The sequence below is a fragment of the Kribbella sp. NBC_00889 genome, assembly GCF_045207705.1.
Classification (GTDB): domain Bacteria; phylum Actinomycetota; class Actinomycetes; order Propionibacteriales; family Kribbellaceae; genus Kribbella.
On record NZ_CP108783.1, the window covers coordinates 9,068,345 to 9,083,420 of the forward strand.

The following is a 15,076-nucleotide window of genomic DNA, read 5'->3' on the forward strand; positions in this document are numbered from 1 at the left end:
CATGGCAACCCGTCGTACCAAGCCCAAGAGTCCCGCAGCGGAGAGCTGGCTGCTGCTCATCTACAAGGTGCCGAGCGAGTCCTCGCGGGCCCGGGTGGCGGTGTGGCGGGAGCTGAAGCGGCTCGGCGGGTTCTACGTGCAGCAGGCGGTGTGCGTGCTGCCGGACCGCGACGAGCTGCGTGCCGGCATGGAGAAGGTGCGGGAGAAGGTGACCGAGCTGGGTGGCTCGAGCGTCTTCCTCACCCTGACCGATGTCGACGACGACGCTCGTGAGCAGTTCGTGGACGGCTTCCGTGGCCAGTCCGCGAAGGAGTACGCCGAGATCGTCGAGGAGTGCGAGACCAAGTTCGTCAAGGAGATCGAGTTCGAGCGGTTCCGGGAGAACTACACCTTCGAGGAGGCCGAGGAGATCCGCCAGGACCTGGAGAAGCTCCGCCGCTGGCTGACCAAGGTGGAGGGCCGGGACTGGATGGATGCCGAGGGCAAGGACCTGGCCCGGGCCAAGGTGGCCGATTGTGAGCGTCTGCTGGAGGAGTTCGAGGCGGACGTCTACGAACGCACCGAGGGCACGGTCTGACCGCAGCGGGTGCGCTCAGGCGCTCTCGGTCCGGTTGGTGCGCTTGCGGGCGCGCCGTTGGGACGGCAGATTCAGGGCCACCTCGTCGGCGCGGGAGAAGCCCATCAGCTCCTCGCGCAACTGGTTCATCCGGTCGGTGGTCTCCAGCGAACGGCCCTGGTCGCGTGCGGCCACGGCGATCACCAGTGCCTCGAGCAGGATGAGCACGGTCGCCTGGCTGGTGAACGTCCCCGGACGGCTCGTCGGCGCCGACAGCACCGCGTCGACCTGGTCGCGCAACGCCTCACCGAGAGTGTCGGTGATCAGCACCGCGCGGGCACCGACCTCGGCGCACAGGTCGAGGATGACGCGGGTCTCCACGATGATCCGGTTGTGGGCGATCACGATCACCACGTCCTCCGGGCCGAGCATCAGCAACCGGTCGGCCAGCCGGTAGCCGGTGTCGGTCGCGGTCCGTGCGCGGCGGCCGATGCGGTTCAGGTGGGTCGCGGTGTACGCCGAGATCCCGTCCAGGCCGGCGAAGCCGCAGATCACGGTCTCGCGGGCCTGGTCGATCAGCTCGACGGCGTGCTCGAACGCCTGTGGGTCGATCGAACGTTCGGCTTGCTGGAGCCGCTCGACGTGGTCGCGCAGGGTCGCGGTGAGGATCCCTTCGGCGCCGTCGTCGAACGACTCGAGGCTGTTGCTGAGCCGGTTGGCGGGAGTCAGCAGGGCCTGCAGTTCGCCCTGTAGCGATCGCTTCAGGCCCGGCAGGCCGTCGAAACCCAGCGCCTTGGCGGTCCGGACGACGCTGGCGTCGCTGGTGCCGGTGGCGCGCCCGAGCTCCTCGGCGGAGGAGAACGCGGCCTCCTGAGGGTGGGCCGACAGGTACTCGGCAATCCTCCGCTCGGTCGCGGTCAGTGCGTCGATCCGGCTCGCCACCCGCTCCGGCAGGGTGGGTGCCTTTGTCTTGGCCACGGTGTCCTCCGGCTCCCAGTTGTGCCTGTCAGTACGCAGATCATGTCACCCGGATCGGTTTGTCACCGCCAGGTAAACGATGTCGCGACCCGTTGACAGCGATTGTAGCAATCACTACCGTCAGACGAATATTCGTAGTGAACACAACGAACAAGCAAACGGTTCGAGTCCGGTTTCCGTCCTCTCCCTGGAGCGACTTCCGTGTCACAGCTTCCGACGATCGACATCTCCGGCGCCGACGCCCGCGACCGCGGCCGGCAGTACGGCGAGGGCGCACGAGCGCTGATCGAGCGCTCGCTGGCGTTCTACGCCGAGTCCGTTCCCCGCGCCACCGGGCTGCCCTGGGCCGAGGTACTGGAGCGGGCTCCGCGCTGGGTCCCGGTGATCGAGCCAGTCGCGCCCGACCTGCTGGACGAGGTCCGTGGCATCGCCGAGGGCTCCAGACGCACCTTCGCGGAGATCCTCGCGCTGAACAGCCGTGGCGAACTGACGCGGGGCAACCCGTTCGAGGACAGCGCCGCGACAGGACAGTCTGACGACGGCTGTACGTCGTTCGCGATCCTCCAGCAGGCCAACCCGCTCGGGCACGTCTGGGCCGGGCAGAACTGGGACCTGTGGGCCGGGGTGGCGGACACCGTCGTACTGCTGCGGATCTCCCAACCGGGCAAGCCGACCGTGATCGGTCATGTCGAAGCCGGCCAACTGGCCCGGCACGGTGCGAACTCGATCGGCCTCGCGCTGAACGCCAACGGCCTCGGCGCCGGGTTCGGTTCGGGCCTCAATGTCCCTGGCACGTTCGTACGCCGGATGGTGCTGGAGAGCTGGGACATGTACGACGCGCTGCAGGTGGTCTTCAATGCCCGGCAGAGCCTGTCCAGCAACCTGCTCCTCACTCACCGCGACGGATTCGCCATCGACGTGGAGACGACACCCGGCCGGCACGGCTGGATGTATCCGACCGACGGGTTGCTGGTGCACGGCAACCACTTCCAGGCGTTCGTCCCACCCCAGATCAACGAGACCTACAAGCCGTTCTCGGTGGATTCGCTCTACCGGGTGCCGCGCGTCGAGGAGGGCCTGCGTCAGGTCCGCAGCGACGGCACCACCGAGAAGGCTGTCGAGACCATCGTGCAAACGACGATGAGCGACCACTTCAGTCACCCCAACGCCGTCTGCCAGCACGTCGATCCGCGCCGGCACGAGCTCAACCGTTACGCCACGATCGTGTCCAGCCTGGTCGATCTGACCACTGGCACCTACCGGCTGACCCCCGGCCTGCCCTGCAGCAACAGCTATCAGCAGGCTCCCTGGAACCTCTACGACGGCCCCGGTCTCTCCGACCGGCCGGGCGTCGACGACCCGGCGCTGTCCCTCGCCGTGGCCGGATGAAACCCACCCCTGCAAGGCATTGTCGACATCAGGAGCGAATGCCATGGTCCACCGATCCTCGAGCTTGCGGCGCGTCCTCGCCGCCGTCACTCTGACCGCAGCTGCTGCCGCGGTCGCCCTGTCCGGCTGCGGCGCCGCGGCCTCACCCTCCACCGGTGCGGCGCCGAACGCCGACCGCGCCGCGGCTGCCGAAGGCGTCAGCCCGGATGTCAACCTGGAGCAGTGCGGGAAAGCGACCCGTACCGTCAAGCACGACCTCGGCACCACCACGATCACGGGCAACCCGGTCAAGGTGGTGGCGCTGGAGTACTCCTTCGTCGACGCCCTGGTCGCGGTCGGGATGTCGCCGGTCGGTGTCGCCGACGACGACCAGCCGAAGCGGATCATCGCCGCCCTGCGCGACAAGGTCGGCGAGTACAAGTCGGTCGGCCTGCGGGCGACGCCGAACATCCAGGTGATCACCGCGCTGAAGCCGGACCTGATCGTGGCCGACAGCGGACGGCACAAGGCGATCTACGCCCAGCTGTCCAAGATCGCGCCGACCATCGCTTACCCCAGCCTGAACGGGAACTACCAGCAGGTGCTGGACAGTGAGATGTCGACCGCTATCGCGTTGAACAAGTGTGACGAGATGAAGACCCGGCTCGCCGAGCACGCCAAGTTGATGACCGACCTGAAGGCCAAGGCGCCCGCGGGTGAGAGCCGCAAGGCGCTGTTCGTGCGCGCCTCCGAGAAGGGCTTCACCGGGTTCCCGCCGAAGGGCTACACGCCGGGTGTTCTGTCGGTGATCGGGATCCAGTCGTCGCTGCCGGACGATTCCGGTGACGCCTCGGTCTCGCTGACGCTGGAGACGCTCGTCGCCAACAAGCCGGACGTGATGTTCATCGCCGCCAACGAAGGACCGACGCTGCGCGACCAGTGGACCAAGAGCCCGCTGTGGAAGGAGATCCCGGCGGTGAAGAACAACGCGACCTTCGACGTCGACCCGAACGAGTGGTCCCGGTCGCGAGGTCTGATCGCCTCCGAAGTGGTCGCTCAGGAAGCCGTCAAACTCCTCTACGGGAAGTGACATGTCCTTGTCCGTGGGCACTGCGCCCAAACCTTCCGAGGACGCCGTACACAAGCGTCCGAAGATCGTCACCAACAAGCAGCGGGTCACCTGGGTGACTCTGGTGCTGCTGGTGGTGGTCGTGGCCGGCGTCGCGTGGGGACTGTCGATCGGCAGTCAGCACATCTCGCTGGCGCGGCTGCCGGGAGCGCTCATCAAGGCCGACCAGCCCGATGAGCTGATCCTTCAGTCGATCCGGCTGCCGCGGGTGGTGCTGGCGCTCTGCGTCGGCGCCGCCCTGGCGGTGGCGGGCGCGCTGATGCAGGCCGTCGCGGCGAACCCGCTCGCGGCGCCGGAGATCATGGGCGTCAACGCGGGTGCTGTGTTCGTGGTCGTGCTGGCGATCACTGTGGTGCCGTCGCTGAGCGGTGCGCCGACGATCCTGCTGGCGTTCGGTGGTGCGGCCGTGGCTGGTGTGTCGGTGATGCTGCTGGCCGGTTCGGGCAGCGGGCGGGTGAGTCCGGTCCGGCTGGCGCTGGCAGGTGTCACGGCCAGCAGCTTGTTGATCTCGTTGACGCAGGTGCTGATCATCTTCGACGAGAACTCGACCGACAGTGTGTTGTTCTGGCTGGTCGGCGGGGTCAACTTCGGTACCTGGCAGGACGTTCGCAACCTGCTGCCGTGGTTGGTGCTGGGTTTGATCGGTGCGTTCTCGATGGCACGGCCGCTGAATCTGCTGGCGCTGGGCGATGACATGGCGCGTGGTCTGGGCCAGAACGTCGAGCGGACCCGGATGATCGGGTCGGCGCTGGTGATCGTGTTGTGTGGCGCGGCGGTGTCGGTTGCCGGTCCGGTCGCGTTCATCGGGTTGATTGTGCCGCACATCATGCGCCGGATTGTGGGTTCGAGTTACACGGTTTTGTTGCCGTTGTGTGCGGTCGGCGGTGGGGTGCTGGTGCTGTATGCCGACATCTTGTCGCGCTATGTCAAGCCGCCGTTCGAGGTCCCGGCCGGTGTGGTGACCGCCCTGATCGGCGCACCGATCTTCGTGTATCTGGCCCGTCGGCAGAAGGTGACCTCATGACCAGTTCGGCGATTGTGGCGCAGCATGTGCGCCGGACTTCTCTGGCCAGGCGGCATCCGGGTGCCTTGATGGCCTGGCTGGGTGTGTTGGCGGTGGTGCTGAGTTTCTACAGTCTCAGTGTCGGCGCGACCGATGTCTCGATGGGTGATGTTTTGCGTGCGGTGATCGGTGACACCGGTGATCAGGCCGCGCAGATCGTGGTGCAGTTCCAGTTGCCGCGGGTGTTGCTGGCGTGGCTGGTCGGGATCGCGCTGGCGGTGTCTGGTGCGGTGATGCAGGGCGTGATCCGTAACCCGCTGGCCGCGCCGGATGTGGTCGGTGTGACCAAGGGGGCCGGGTTCGCGGGCATGGTGTTGCTGCTGGCGATTCCGGGTGTGCCGGTGTTCGCGGTCGTCCCGGCCGCGTTCGTGGGTGGCCTGGCCGCGGCCGCGTTGGTGTATCTGCTGGCCTATCGCCGCGGCGCGACGCCGGTACGGATCGCGCTGGTCGGGATCGCGGTCTCGGCGGCGTTCGAGGCCGGGATCCGGTTCCTGCTGGTGCGCAACCCGCTGGATGTGTCCGCGGCGTTGATCTGGCTGACCGGCAGCCTGTTCGGCCGGTCGATGGGCTCGGTGCTGCAGATCCTGCCGTGGGTGCTGGTGCTGGTGCCGCTGATCGTGATCTGGGCCCGCAAGCTCGACGTCCTCGGCCTCGGCGACGACCTGGCCGCCGGGCTCGGCGAACCGGTCGAGAAAACCCGCCGGGTGCTGCTGCTGTTCGCGGTCGCGCTGGCCTCGGCCGCGGTCGCGGTGTCCGGCACGATCGGCTTCGTCGGCCTGATCGCCCCGCACATGGCCCGCCGCGTCTTCGGCGGCCGCCACCTCGCCTCGATCCCGGCCGCCGCGCTGTTCGGCGTCCTGCTGATGCTGTTCGCCGACATGATCGGCCGCGGCCTCGCACCCCCGCTGGAGATCCCGGCCGGCCTGGTCACAGCGGTCGTCGGGGGCCCGTACTTCCTCTACCTGCTCGTGAAGACCGGAAAGTAGGAACCGCCATGCGTCTGCAGGCACAAGGCGTCCAGCTCGCCTATGACCAAACCGTCATCGCCCACGACCTGACCCTGACCATCCCCGACGGGAAGGTCAGCGTCCTGATCGGCCCCAACGGCTCCGGCAAAAGCACCGCACTGCGGGCCCTGGCCCGGCTACTGCCACCAGCCAAAGGCAGTGTGATCCTGGACGGCAAATCGATCCAGGACACACCGACCAAGGAAGTAGCCCGGCTGCTGGCGATCCTGCCCCAGGTCCTGGTCACACCCGAGTCGATCTCGGTCGAGGACCTGGTCTGGTTCGGCCGCCACCCCCACCGCACCTCCCTCAAAGTCCCCAGCCAGGCCGACAAAGACACCGTCGAATGGGCCATGGACGTCACCAGCACCACCGAACTGCGCCACCAACACGTCGACCAACTGTCCGGCGGACAGCGCCAACGCGTCTGGATCGCGCTCTGCCTCGCCCAAGGCACCGACCTCATCCTGCTCGACGAACCCACCACCTACCTCGACGTCGCCTACCAACTCGAAGTACTCGACCTGCTACACCAACTCAACCAGGAACAAGGCAAAACCGTCGCGATGGTGCTGCACGACTTCAACATGGCCGCCGAATACGCCGACCACGTGTTCGTGATGAAATCCGGCACCCTCGTCACCCAAGGCACGCCCGAAGACGTGTTCACCTGCGACACCATCCGGGACGTGTTCGGGGTGGAGTCCAAGGTCGTGCCGCACCCGGTGAGTGGTAAACCGATGTGTATCCCGCTGCGTGCCGGGCTCAGAGCTCAGCTCTCAGTGGCAACCGGATAAGGAGTACTGCATGACGTTGAGTCCCGCGGAAGCCGCCGAGCGGTCGGAACTGGTCGCACCGAAGCTGCGTGAGCACCTGCCGCTCACGCCGTTCGTCCGCTTCGGCGCGTTCAGTGACGAGCTCGGCGCCGAGGTGCTGGTGAAGTCCGAGCATCTCCAGCGCACGGGCTCGTTCAAGGCACGCGGTTCGATGGCGAAGATCCTGACGCTCACCGACGAGCAGCGCCAGGCCGGTGTGGTGACCGCCTCGACCGGGAACCACGGACTCGGTGTCGGTAACGCGCTCGCGACCCTCGGCGGGCACGGCATCGTCTACCTGCCGGAGAACGCGTCGCCGAGCAAGGTCGCCGCGCTGCGCCGGCTCGGCCTGGAACTACGGGCCGAGGGCAACGATTCGGGTGTGCTCGAACCGAAGGCCCGGGCCTACGCGGACGAACACGGCCTGACCTACGTGCCGCCGTACAACGACCCGGACATCATCGCCGGGCAGGGTACGGTCGCCGTGGAGATCCTCGAGCAACTCGGCGGCGAACCGCTCGACGCGGTGGTGGTCGCGGTCGGTGGCGGCGGACTGATCAGCGGCGTCGCGTCGGTGCTCAAGAAGCACCTGCCCGGCATCCGTGTGTACGGCGCCTCGCCGGTCCGCGACGACGCGATGGCGGCGTCGGTCCGAGCCGGCGAGATCATCCAGGTCGACGCCCAGGCGACGCTCTCGGACGGTACGGCGGGCAGCGTCGAACCAGGCAGTATCACGTTCGAGCTGTGCCGTGAGCTGGTCGACGACTGGGTGCTGGTCAGTGAGGACGCGATCAGCGCCGCGCTGCGGATGGTGATCGACACCGAGCACCAGTTGATCGAAGGTTCCGCCGCGATGGCCTTCGCCGCCACGCGCGCCCGGCGGACCGAACTCGAGGGCAAGCGCGTCGCCGTGGTGTCCTGCGGCGGCAACATCTCCGCGTCCACGCTGGTGGCCGCGCTGGCCTGACCCTCCCTGCCGATGCACCCGAGGTGACTCCCTGATCACCTCGGGTGCTTCGGCATGCCCGCGGCCGGGTGCGGCCCGACGTACGAGACGGTCCGTTGACACTCCCGCATCTGTGTAACTATCGTTTCGTGCAACAGATGTTGCAACTGACAGAGGGATGGTGAGAGATGGACGCGGCAACGTGGGGGTTGATCGTCGCGACGTTCGTCGCGTGTTTCGTGGAGATGGTGGAAGCCACCACGATCGTCATGGCGATGGGCTACACGCGGAGCTGGAAGTCGGCGCTGGTCGGTACGTTCGCGGCGCTCGGTGCGCTCGCGGTGGTCACCGTGGCGGCCGGCTACGCGCTGGCGAACTGGCTGCCGGAATCGGCGCTGCAGCTGGCGATCGGCGGTCTGCTGCTGATCTTCGGCCTGCAGTGGTTGCGCAAGGCGATCCTCAGATCGTCCGGGCGCAAGGCGGTCCACGACGAGGACGCGATCTACCGCGAGGAGGTCGAGGCGGCGAAGGCGGCCGGTGAGAGCAAGAGCGGCCTGGACCTGTTCGCCTTCATGGTCTCGTTCAAGGGCGTCTTCCTGGAGGGCATGGAGGTCGTGTTCATCGTGCTCACCTTCGGCCTGAACGCGGACAACATCCCCGGCGCCAGCCTGGGTGCGGCCGCGGCCGTGGTCATCGTGCTCGGCATCGCGATCGCGCTGCGCCGGCCGCTGTCGATGATCAACGAGAACCTGCTCAAGTACGGCGTCGGCCTGCTGCTCGCGTCGTTCGGGACCTACTGGGCGGTCGAGGGCATCGGCATCTTCCGCGACGGCCGCGAGAGCCTCGACTGGCCGGGCCACGACCTGATGATCCTGGTCCTGGTGGCCGCCTGGCTGCTGCTCAGCCGGATCTTCGTGAGCGTGCTGCGCAAGCCCGCCGTACCGGCGCCGGTCGTGGCCGGCGACATCCCTGTGGAGGTGAAGAAGTGAAGTTCCTCAAGGCGTTCGGCCAGTTCTGGTACGACTTCATCATCGGTGACGACTGGAAGATCGCGGTCGCCGTGGTGCTGTCGCTCGTCGTCCTGTTCGCCGCGATGACCGCCGGACTGTTCGGTGACACCGGACTGACCCTGCTCGGCGGCGCGCTGATCATCGTCGCGTTCAGCATCAGCCTGGCCATCGACGTACGACCGAAGAAGCGCTGAGAACCCAAGCCCGGTTGACGATCGGCCCCGGCCGCGCCTGTGCGCGACCGGGGCCGCCGTACGTCCGGCGGGAAGGTTCTGTAGCAATCACAACATCTATTCAAAATCTCGTAGTACCTGCTACGGTGAGGTCGAGGCGCCGATCCATCCGTCCCCGAACCGGAGGTCCGACCGTGACTCCTTCCCAACCTGAGCAGGTGATCGCGCCGTGATGCGCGACACCGCCGAGACCGTGCTGGCCCTGCTGCCCGCGGACGTGCAGTACGGCGACATCCGGGTGGTCCGGCGCACCCACGAACAGGTCCTCGTCGAGCTCGACGGTCCGGGCGAGGTCGGGTACGACGACTCGCTCGGCCTCGGGCTCCGGGTGCTGATCGGCGGCCAGTGGGGTTTCGCCGCCACCCATCGGCTGGACTCCCGCGGCCTCGACGCCGTGATCGCGCAGGCGGTCGGCCAGGCGCGGGCGACCGGCGGGGGTGGCCACGTGAACCTCGGTACGCCGGTGACGACCCGGGCCACCTGGTCGTCGCCGATGCGGATCGATCCCTTCGAGGTTCCGCTGAGCACCAAGCTCGACCTGCTGTCCGCCACTGTCAAGGAGGCGTCGACCGCGGGTCCGCTGGTCCAGCAGATCGAGGCGTCGATCGATCTGTACCGCGACGAGAAGGTGTTCGCGAACACCGAGGGCGCACTGATCGAGCAGACCCTGACCGAGAGCGGCGGCGGCCTGATGGTGAACGCCGGCAACGGCGACGACCTGCAGCGCCGATCCTTCCCGCAGGGTGTCCCGCGGCAGATCCGCGGCCAGCGTGGCGACTTCGCCACTGCCGGCTGGGAGCACGTCGAGTCGCTCGGCCTGGTGGAGAACGCGGCCCGGGTCGCGTCCGAGGCGGTCGCGCTGCTGACCGCGCCGCAGTGCCCGGACGAGGTCACCACACTCATTGCTGGGGGCAACCAGCTGGCGATGGTGCTGCACGAGTGCGCCGGCCACCCGATGGAGGCCGACCGCGCGCTCGGCACCGAGGCCAGTCTGGCCGGCGGTACGTACGCGACGCCCGAGCGCCGGGGCAATTTCCGCTGGGGCTCACCGATCGTCTCGGCGTACGCGGACGCGACCATCCCCGGTGGGCTCGGCTCCTTCGGGTACGACGACGAGGGTGTGCCGGCCCAGCGCACTCAGCTGGTCAAGGATGGGATCTTCCTCGGCTACATGTCCGGCCGGGAGTCCGCGGCGGCGCTCGGCGATCAGCCGACCGGTGCGTCCCGGGCCGATGGCTGGCAGCGGTTGCCGCTGGTGCGGATGACGAACATCTGCCTGGAGCCGGGGGAGTCCTCGCTCGAGGAGATGATCGCCGGCACCAAGCGCGGCATTCTGGTCGACACCAACCGCGGCTTCTCGATCGACGACCAGCGGATGTCGTTCCGCTTCACCACCGAACTCGGCTGGGAGGTCCGCGACGGCAAGCTCGGCCGGTTGCTGAAGAACTGCAGCTACCAGAGCGTGACCCCGCAGTTCTGGGCCGGACTGGACGCGCTCGGCGGACCGGACGAGTGGAAGTTGCACGGCGTCCCGTCGTGCAACAAGGGCGAGCCGCTGCAGGTGGCTCATGTCGGTCACGGCACCGTGCCGGGACGTTTCCAGAACGTGCAGGTGGGACGATGAGCATCGAGCGGACAGACATCGAGCAGGCGCTGGAGATCCTCGGGCCGGGCAGCCGGCTGGACGTGCTCGGCGAGAACGCCGACCTGCTCCGGTACGCCGAATCCGAGATCACCGCACAGCACAGCGAGCGCAGGCTGCGTGTCCGGGTCAAGGTGAACCGGGACGGACGGATCGCCGGCGGCACTCTGGAGACCCTCGACCCGGAAGCCGTGCGCGTCCTCGCCGATCGGCTCAACGCCGCCCTCGCGGAGCTCCCCACGTCCGACTCGACGGACAGCGCCCCCGATCAGCCGGTGGCCGATGGTGAGCAGGTGCCGGTCGAGCCGGCGCAATCCATCGTCGACTGCGACCCCGCCGTACGGCACCAGTGGTTCAGCACCGTCCGCGACGGTCTGGATCCGGCCGCGCGTCTCGGCGGTGCGATCCGGTACGACGTACTGGACCGTGCCGTTGCCGACTCGACCGGGCTGTTCCGGTCCGAGACGTTGACCAAGGCATCGATCCAGGCGATCGCCAAGCAGGACGGACAGTCCGCGAGCGTCAAGCTGGTGCACCGCGATGCCGACCTGATCCCGGTCGGCGATATCCCGGGTCGGCTGCGCGAGGCGTTGCGCCCGTTGCCGGTGCGGGAGAAGTTCCACGGCAGCTGCCGGGTGCTGCTCAAGCCGTCAGCGGTGAACACGCTGATCGCCACCTTCGGCCTCTGGGCTCTCGGTGCGCAGCACTACGCGAGCGGGCGGTCGGTGCTGACCGGCCGGTTGGGCGAGCAGGTGGTGAGCGAGAATCTCACGCTGGTCGACGACGCTACCGACGCGGCCGGGCTGCTCAGCGGATTCGATGCTGAAGGCAACGTTCGGCGCCGGACGCCGTTGATCGAGCGCGGGGTGCTGACCGGACTGGTGTCCGACCGGCGCCGGGCCGGCCTGACCGGTGGAGTCCCGACCGGTCACGCCGTACCGGACGGTTGGCGATTCGGCGGCGATCCGGTTCCGTCGCACCTGCTGCTTGACGCCGGTGACGCAACCGAGGACGAGTTGCTCGCCGAGTGCGGTAGCGGACTGGTGGTGAACCGGCTCGACTACCTGCGGGTGCTGCACCCGAAGCAGACCCTCGTCACCGGTACGACGCGAGACGCCACCTACTGGGCGGAGGACGGCAAGGTGGTCGCCTGGCACCCGCAGCTGCGGTTCACCTTCCGCATGGACGAGGTTCTGAACGCTGTTCTGGCTGTCGGCGCCGTCCGCGAGATCGGTGACCAGACCTTCATGGACAGCGTGGTCGTCCCGTCCCTGCTGATCGAGGCCGGACCGCTCGTCCTCACCTGATCCAGCAGCGCCCCGTGTGCGTACGTGCTCAAGCCGCGGGGCGCTGCTGCTCCACCTCCTGGAGGCTCCATGCCGACGGTGACCACGCTCCTGACCGGTCACTTACTGACCTCGGACCAAGGCAACCCGGCCTTCTGCTCGGTGCTCCTGATCGAGGACGGAAACCAGCGCATCCTGTTCGACTTCGGGCACGTCGGCCGTCGGCGGCACCTGCTCGAGGCGCTGACGCACCGGGGCCTGGCGTCAGGTGACCTCGACCAGGTGGTGCTGTCCCACGCGCACTGGGACCACGCGCAGAACGTCGACCTCTTCGCCGGTGCGCAGGTCTTCATCCATCCAGCCGAGCTGCCGCATCTGTCCGACACCCCGATCGCTCCGCGCTGGGCCAAGGCGATGTTCGACGGCCTGGAGCTCCGCGAGGCGGTCGAGGGGCATCAGTTGATGCCGGGCGTCGAGATCGTGGAGTTGCCGGGACACACTCCGGGCTCGGTCGGGCTGTCGGTCGCGACGGCCGAAGGAACCGCCGTACTCGCGGCCGATGCGGTTCCGACCCTCGCCGTCCTCCGAGCCTGCCGGGCATCGGGCAGACCGTACGATCGAGAGCGCGCGGATGCCTCCGTCGAACGCGTCGCGGCGCTGGCCGACATCGTGTACCCGGGGCACGATCAGGCGATCCGCGTCGACGAGAACGGCGAGTTCTCCTACGCGGAGGAGCCGAAGCCGTTGGAATTCCGGGTCCCGTGAGCAGAGGAGTTGCCGTGGACACCATCCCCGAGCGGACGCCGAGCATGCTCGAGGATCCGCCGGAGGTCGACATCCGGGCGGCGGCACGACTGCTGCGGTCCGAGTACGGCCTCGACGCCGAGGTGACCGAGCTGCGCAGTGAGCGCGACCGGAACTTCCTCGCCGAGGCCGACGGGCAACGGCTCGTGGTCAAGGTGTCGAACTCCGGCGACGATCCGGAGCAGATCGCGATGGAGTGCGCAGCGATGGACCACGTCGCGGTGGTCGATGCCGGTCTGCCGATTCCGCGCGTGGTGACCAGCATCGACGGTCGCGCGGTGGTCATGGTCGACGCCGCGGACGGCCGTAAGCACCAGGTGCGGGTGATGACGGTGATGCCTGGCCAGGTCGCCGATCTCGCCGCGCTGCCCGAATGGTTCGCGGCCGACTTCGGGGCGGTGGCTGCCCGGTTGACCCGCGCCTTGCAGGGCTTCGGGCATCCGGCGGCGTACCGGCGGCTGGACTGGGATCCGCGGATCGTCACAAGCCTTCGCGCGTACGCCGATCGCCTGCCGGAGGAGCATCGCCGGGAACCGATGCGGAGACTGCTCGATCGCTTTCAAGGACTCGATGCGGCGACGCGGGCGCTGCCCGGATCCGTGCTGCATGGCGACGTGACGTTGAGCAATGTGCTGATGCGGGACGGCGGCATCACGGGCGTGATCGACTTCGGCGACATGCACCACACCGCCCGCGTCGCCGAGTTGGCGATCAGTCTGACCTCGTTGCTGCGGGAGTCCGACGACCTCTGGGCGGACGCCGGCCGCTTCCTCGACGGGTATCAGCGGGTGCTTCCGCTCGAGCCGGCCGAGGTGGAGCTGATCGGTGAGCTCGTGCTCGCTCGGTCCGCGGCCAGCGTGCTCATCTCGGCTTGGCGTGCGCCGCTCTATCCGGACAACGAGGAGTATCTGACCAGCTTGGTAGCAGGCAGCTGGCGGATCCTCGACCTGTTGACCGCTGTAGAGCCTGCCGACCTCGCGCAGCGCTTTCATCGCCTGTGCGGCACCTCGCGGGTCGCGTCCGCACAGGCCGCCGATCCGACCTTGCTGGTACGCCGCCAGGCCGCGCTCGGCGGTGAGCTGTCGCCGCTGTTCTACCGGCAGCCGTTGCAGGTCGTGCGGGGTCAGGGCGCCTGGATCCACACGGCCGATGGACGGCGGTATCTCGATGCCTACAACAACGTTCCCGTCGTCGGACATGCGCATCCGGCCGTCGTCCAGGCGCTTTCGCGGCAGGCCGCCGTACTGAATCTGAACTCGCGGTATCTGCATCCGAACGTGGTCGAGTTGGCGGAGCGGTTGGTCGCGTCGATGCCTGCTGGATTGGACACGTGTGTGTTCGCGAACTCGGGAAGCGAGGCGAACGATCTGGCCTGGCGGATGGCGCGGGTGGTGACCGGTCGTGATGGTGCGGTCGTCGCGGATCTCTCGTATCACGGGGTCAGTGAGGCGACGGCGGCGTTCTCGACCAACACGTATCCGGCGTCAGCGCGGCCGGCCCATGTAGCTGTCTTCGAGGCACCTCGGGACCCGTCGGATGACGGGATGGCGGCTGCACAGCGAGTCCGGAGCGCGCGTGGTGAGCTGGGGCGGGCTGGCCACGACCTGGCACTGCTTGCGGTGGACAGTGTGTTCAGCGGTGCGGGGATCCTGACGCCGGGGTCGTCGTTCATGCGCGGGTTGCAGGACGAGGCGCGGGCGTCCGGCGGGCTGTTCCTCGCCGACGAGGTGCAGGCTGGGTTCGGTCGCGGCGGGCGGAATCTGTGGCGGTTCGAGGACTTCGGGCTGACGCCCGACTTCGTCACGCTCGGCAAACCGATGGGCAACGGGCATCCGGTCGCCGCGCTGATCACCCGGCGGGAGATCGCGGAGGCGTTCGTCGAGGTCGACGAGTACTTCAGCACCTTCGGCGGGAACCCGGTCTCGTGCGTCGCCGCGCTGACCGTGCTGGACGTGATCGAGCAGACCGGCCTGGTCGCTCGCTCCGGTGAGGTCGGTGCGCAGTTGCGGGCCGGGCTGGAGTCGCTGGTGCCGGATCTGCCGGTGCGCGGGCAGGGCCTGATGGTCGGGGTCGAGATGCCGGGCGCCGGCGACTTTGCCGAGCGTTTGCGGGACAACGGCGTACTCGTCGGGACCACAGGGCCCGGTGGGGGAGTGCTGAAGATCCGTCCGCCGCTGATCTGGGAGTCGTCGCACGTGGAGGTATTCCTGTCGGCATTCGAGGCGGCACTGCGTTAGCT

14 protein-coding genes are annotated in these 15,076 nt (G+C 68.1%); 13 read left to right on the forward strand and 1 reads right to left on the reverse strand.

Annotated elements, in window-relative coordinates; translation table 11 throughout:
- The first annotated feature begins 1 nt into the window (after position 1).
- The gene (locus tag OG817_RS44690; RefSeq protein ID WP_131362706.1) at positions 2-577 is read left to right on the forward strand and encodes a Chromate resistance protein ChrB; all 576 of its coding nucleotides are present in this window, start codon (positions 2-4) and stop codon (positions 575-577) included.
- Between the two features lie 15 nt (positions 578-592).
- Here OG817_RS44690 and OG817_RS44695 read toward each other — a convergent pair whose 3' ends face one another.
- Positions 593-1,534, reverse strand: a complete 942-nt coding sequence (locus OG817_RS44695) for a MurR/RpiR family transcriptional regulator (RefSeq protein WP_406051221.1) — start codon at positions 1,532-1,534, stop codon at positions 593-595.
- 201 nt (positions 1,535-1,735) lie between these two features.
- Between OG817_RS44695 and OG817_RS44700 the strand changes: the two genes are divergently transcribed.
- The 12 genes from OG817_RS44700 to OG817_RS44755 all read left to right on the forward strand — a co-directional run bounded on the left by OG817_RS44700 (position 1,736) and on the right by OG817_RS44755 (position 15,074).
- Positions 1,736-2,923 (forward strand): C45 family autoproteolytic acyltransferase/hydolase, encoded by a 1,188-nt coding sequence (locus tag OG817_RS44700; protein ID WP_406051222.1) that lies wholly within the window; start codon positions 1,736-1,738, stop codon positions 2,921-2,923.
- A gap of 43 nt (positions 2,924-2,966) precedes the next feature.
- Complete coding sequence (locus OG817_RS44705; protein ID WP_406051223.1) at positions 2,967-3,992, forward strand: Fe(3+) dicitrate ABC transporter substrate-binding protein; 1,026 nt, start codon at positions 2,967-2,969, stop codon at positions 3,990-3,992.
- A 1-nt stretch (position 3,993) separates the two neighbouring features.
- Positions 3,994-5,055, forward strand: a complete 1,062-nt coding sequence (locus OG817_RS44710; RefSeq protein WP_396392047.1) for a FecCD family ABC transporter permease — start codon at positions 3,994-3,996, stop codon at positions 5,053-5,055.
- Positions 5,052-6,080 (forward strand): FecCD family ABC transporter permease, encoded by a 1,029-nt coding sequence (locus OG817_RS44715; protein WP_406047235.1) that lies wholly within the window; start codon positions 5,052-5,054, stop codon positions 6,078-6,080. The genes OG817_RS44710 and OG817_RS44715 overlap by 4 nt, the downstream gene beginning before the upstream one ends.
- An 8-nt stretch (positions 6,081-6,088) precedes the next feature.
- Positions 6,089-6,898, forward strand: a complete 810-nt coding sequence (locus OG817_RS44720; protein ID WP_406051224.1) for an ABC transporter ATP-binding protein — start codon at positions 6,089-6,091, stop codon at positions 6,896-6,898.
- Between the two features lie 10 nt (positions 6,899-6,908).
- A complete protein-coding gene (locus OG817_RS44725) occupies positions 6,909-7,883 on the forward strand; it encodes a pyridoxal-phosphate dependent enzyme (RefSeq protein ID WP_406051225.1) in 975 nt (324 codons plus the stop codon).
- 167 nt (positions 7,884-8,050) lie between these two features.
- On the forward strand, positions 8,051-8,851 hold the full coding sequence (locus tag OG817_RS44730) for a COG4280 domain-containing protein (protein ID WP_406051226.1): 801 nt from the start codon (positions 8,051-8,053) through the stop codon (positions 8,849-8,851).
- Complete coding sequence (locus tag OG817_RS44735) at positions 8,848-9,066, forward strand: hypothetical protein (RefSeq protein ID WP_406051227.1); 219 nt, start codon at positions 8,848-8,850, stop codon at positions 9,064-9,066. The genes OG817_RS44730 and OG817_RS44735 overlap by 4 nt, the downstream gene beginning before the upstream one ends.
- A 211-nt stretch (positions 9,067-9,277) precedes the next feature.
- Positions 9,278-10,729, forward strand: a complete 1,452-nt coding sequence (locus OG817_RS44740) for a TldD/PmbA family protein (RefSeq protein WP_406057638.1) — start codon at positions 9,278-9,280, stop codon at positions 10,727-10,729.
- Positions 10,726-12,054: a metallopeptidase TldD-related protein gene (locus OG817_RS44745; protein ID WP_406051229.1), complete on the forward strand. Its 1,329-nt coding sequence runs from the start codon at positions 10,726-10,728 to the stop codon at positions 12,052-12,054. Before OG817_RS44740 ends, OG817_RS44745 begins: the two co-directional genes overlap by 4 nt.
- A 69-nt stretch (positions 12,055-12,123) precedes the next feature.
- Positions 12,124-12,798, forward strand: a complete 675-nt coding sequence (locus OG817_RS44750; RefSeq protein ID WP_406051230.1) for an MBL fold metallo-hydrolase — start codon at positions 12,124-12,126, stop codon at positions 12,796-12,798.
- A gap of 14 nt (positions 12,799-12,812) precedes the next feature.
- Complete coding sequence (locus OG817_RS44755) at positions 12,813-15,074, forward strand: aminotransferase class III-fold pyridoxal phosphate-dependent enzyme (RefSeq protein ID WP_406051232.1); 2,262 nt, start codon at positions 12,813-12,815, stop codon at positions 15,072-15,074.
- Positions 15,075-15,076: the final 2 nt, after the last annotated feature.

Bases quoted from the DNA above. Each gene is read 5' to 3' on its own strand.
- OG817_RS44690 (WP_131362706.1), top strand. From the start codon at position 2: ATGGCAACCCGTCGTACCAAGCCCAAGAGTCCCGCAGCGGAGAGCTGG.
- OG817_RS44705 (WP_406051223.1), top strand. From the start codon at position 2,967: ATGGTCCACCGATCCTCGAGCTTGCGGCGCGTCCTCGCCGCCGTCACT.
- OG817_RS44710 (WP_396392047.1), top strand. From the start codon at position 3,994: ATGTCCTTGTCCGTGGGCACTGCGCCCAAACCTTCCGAGGACGCCGTA.
- OG817_RS44715 (WP_406047235.1), top strand. From the start codon at position 5,052: ATGACCAGTTCGGCGATTGTGGCGCAGCATGTGCGCCGGACTTCTCTG.
- OG817_RS44720 (WP_406051224.1), top strand. From the start codon at position 6,089: ATGCGTCTGCAGGCACAAGGCGTCCAGCTCGCCTATGACCAAACCGTC.
- OG817_RS44725 (WP_406051225.1), top strand. From the start codon at position 6,909: ATGACGTTGAGTCCCGCGGAAGCCGCCGAGCGGTCGGAACTGGTCGCA.
- OG817_RS44730 (WP_406051226.1), top strand. From the start codon at position 8,051: ATGGACGCGGCAACGTGGGGGTTGATCGTCGCGACGTTCGTCGCGTGT.
- OG817_RS44740 (WP_406057638.1), top strand. From the start codon at position 9,278: ATGCGCGACACCGCCGAGACCGTGCTGGCCCTGCTGCCCGCGGACGTG.
- OG817_RS44745 (WP_406051229.1), top strand. From the start codon at position 10,726: ATGAGCATCGAGCGGACAGACATCGAGCAGGCGCTGGAGATCCTCGGG.
- OG817_RS44750 (WP_406051230.1), top strand. From the start codon at position 12,124: ATGCCGACGGTGACCACGCTCCTGACCGGTCACTTACTGACCTCGGAC.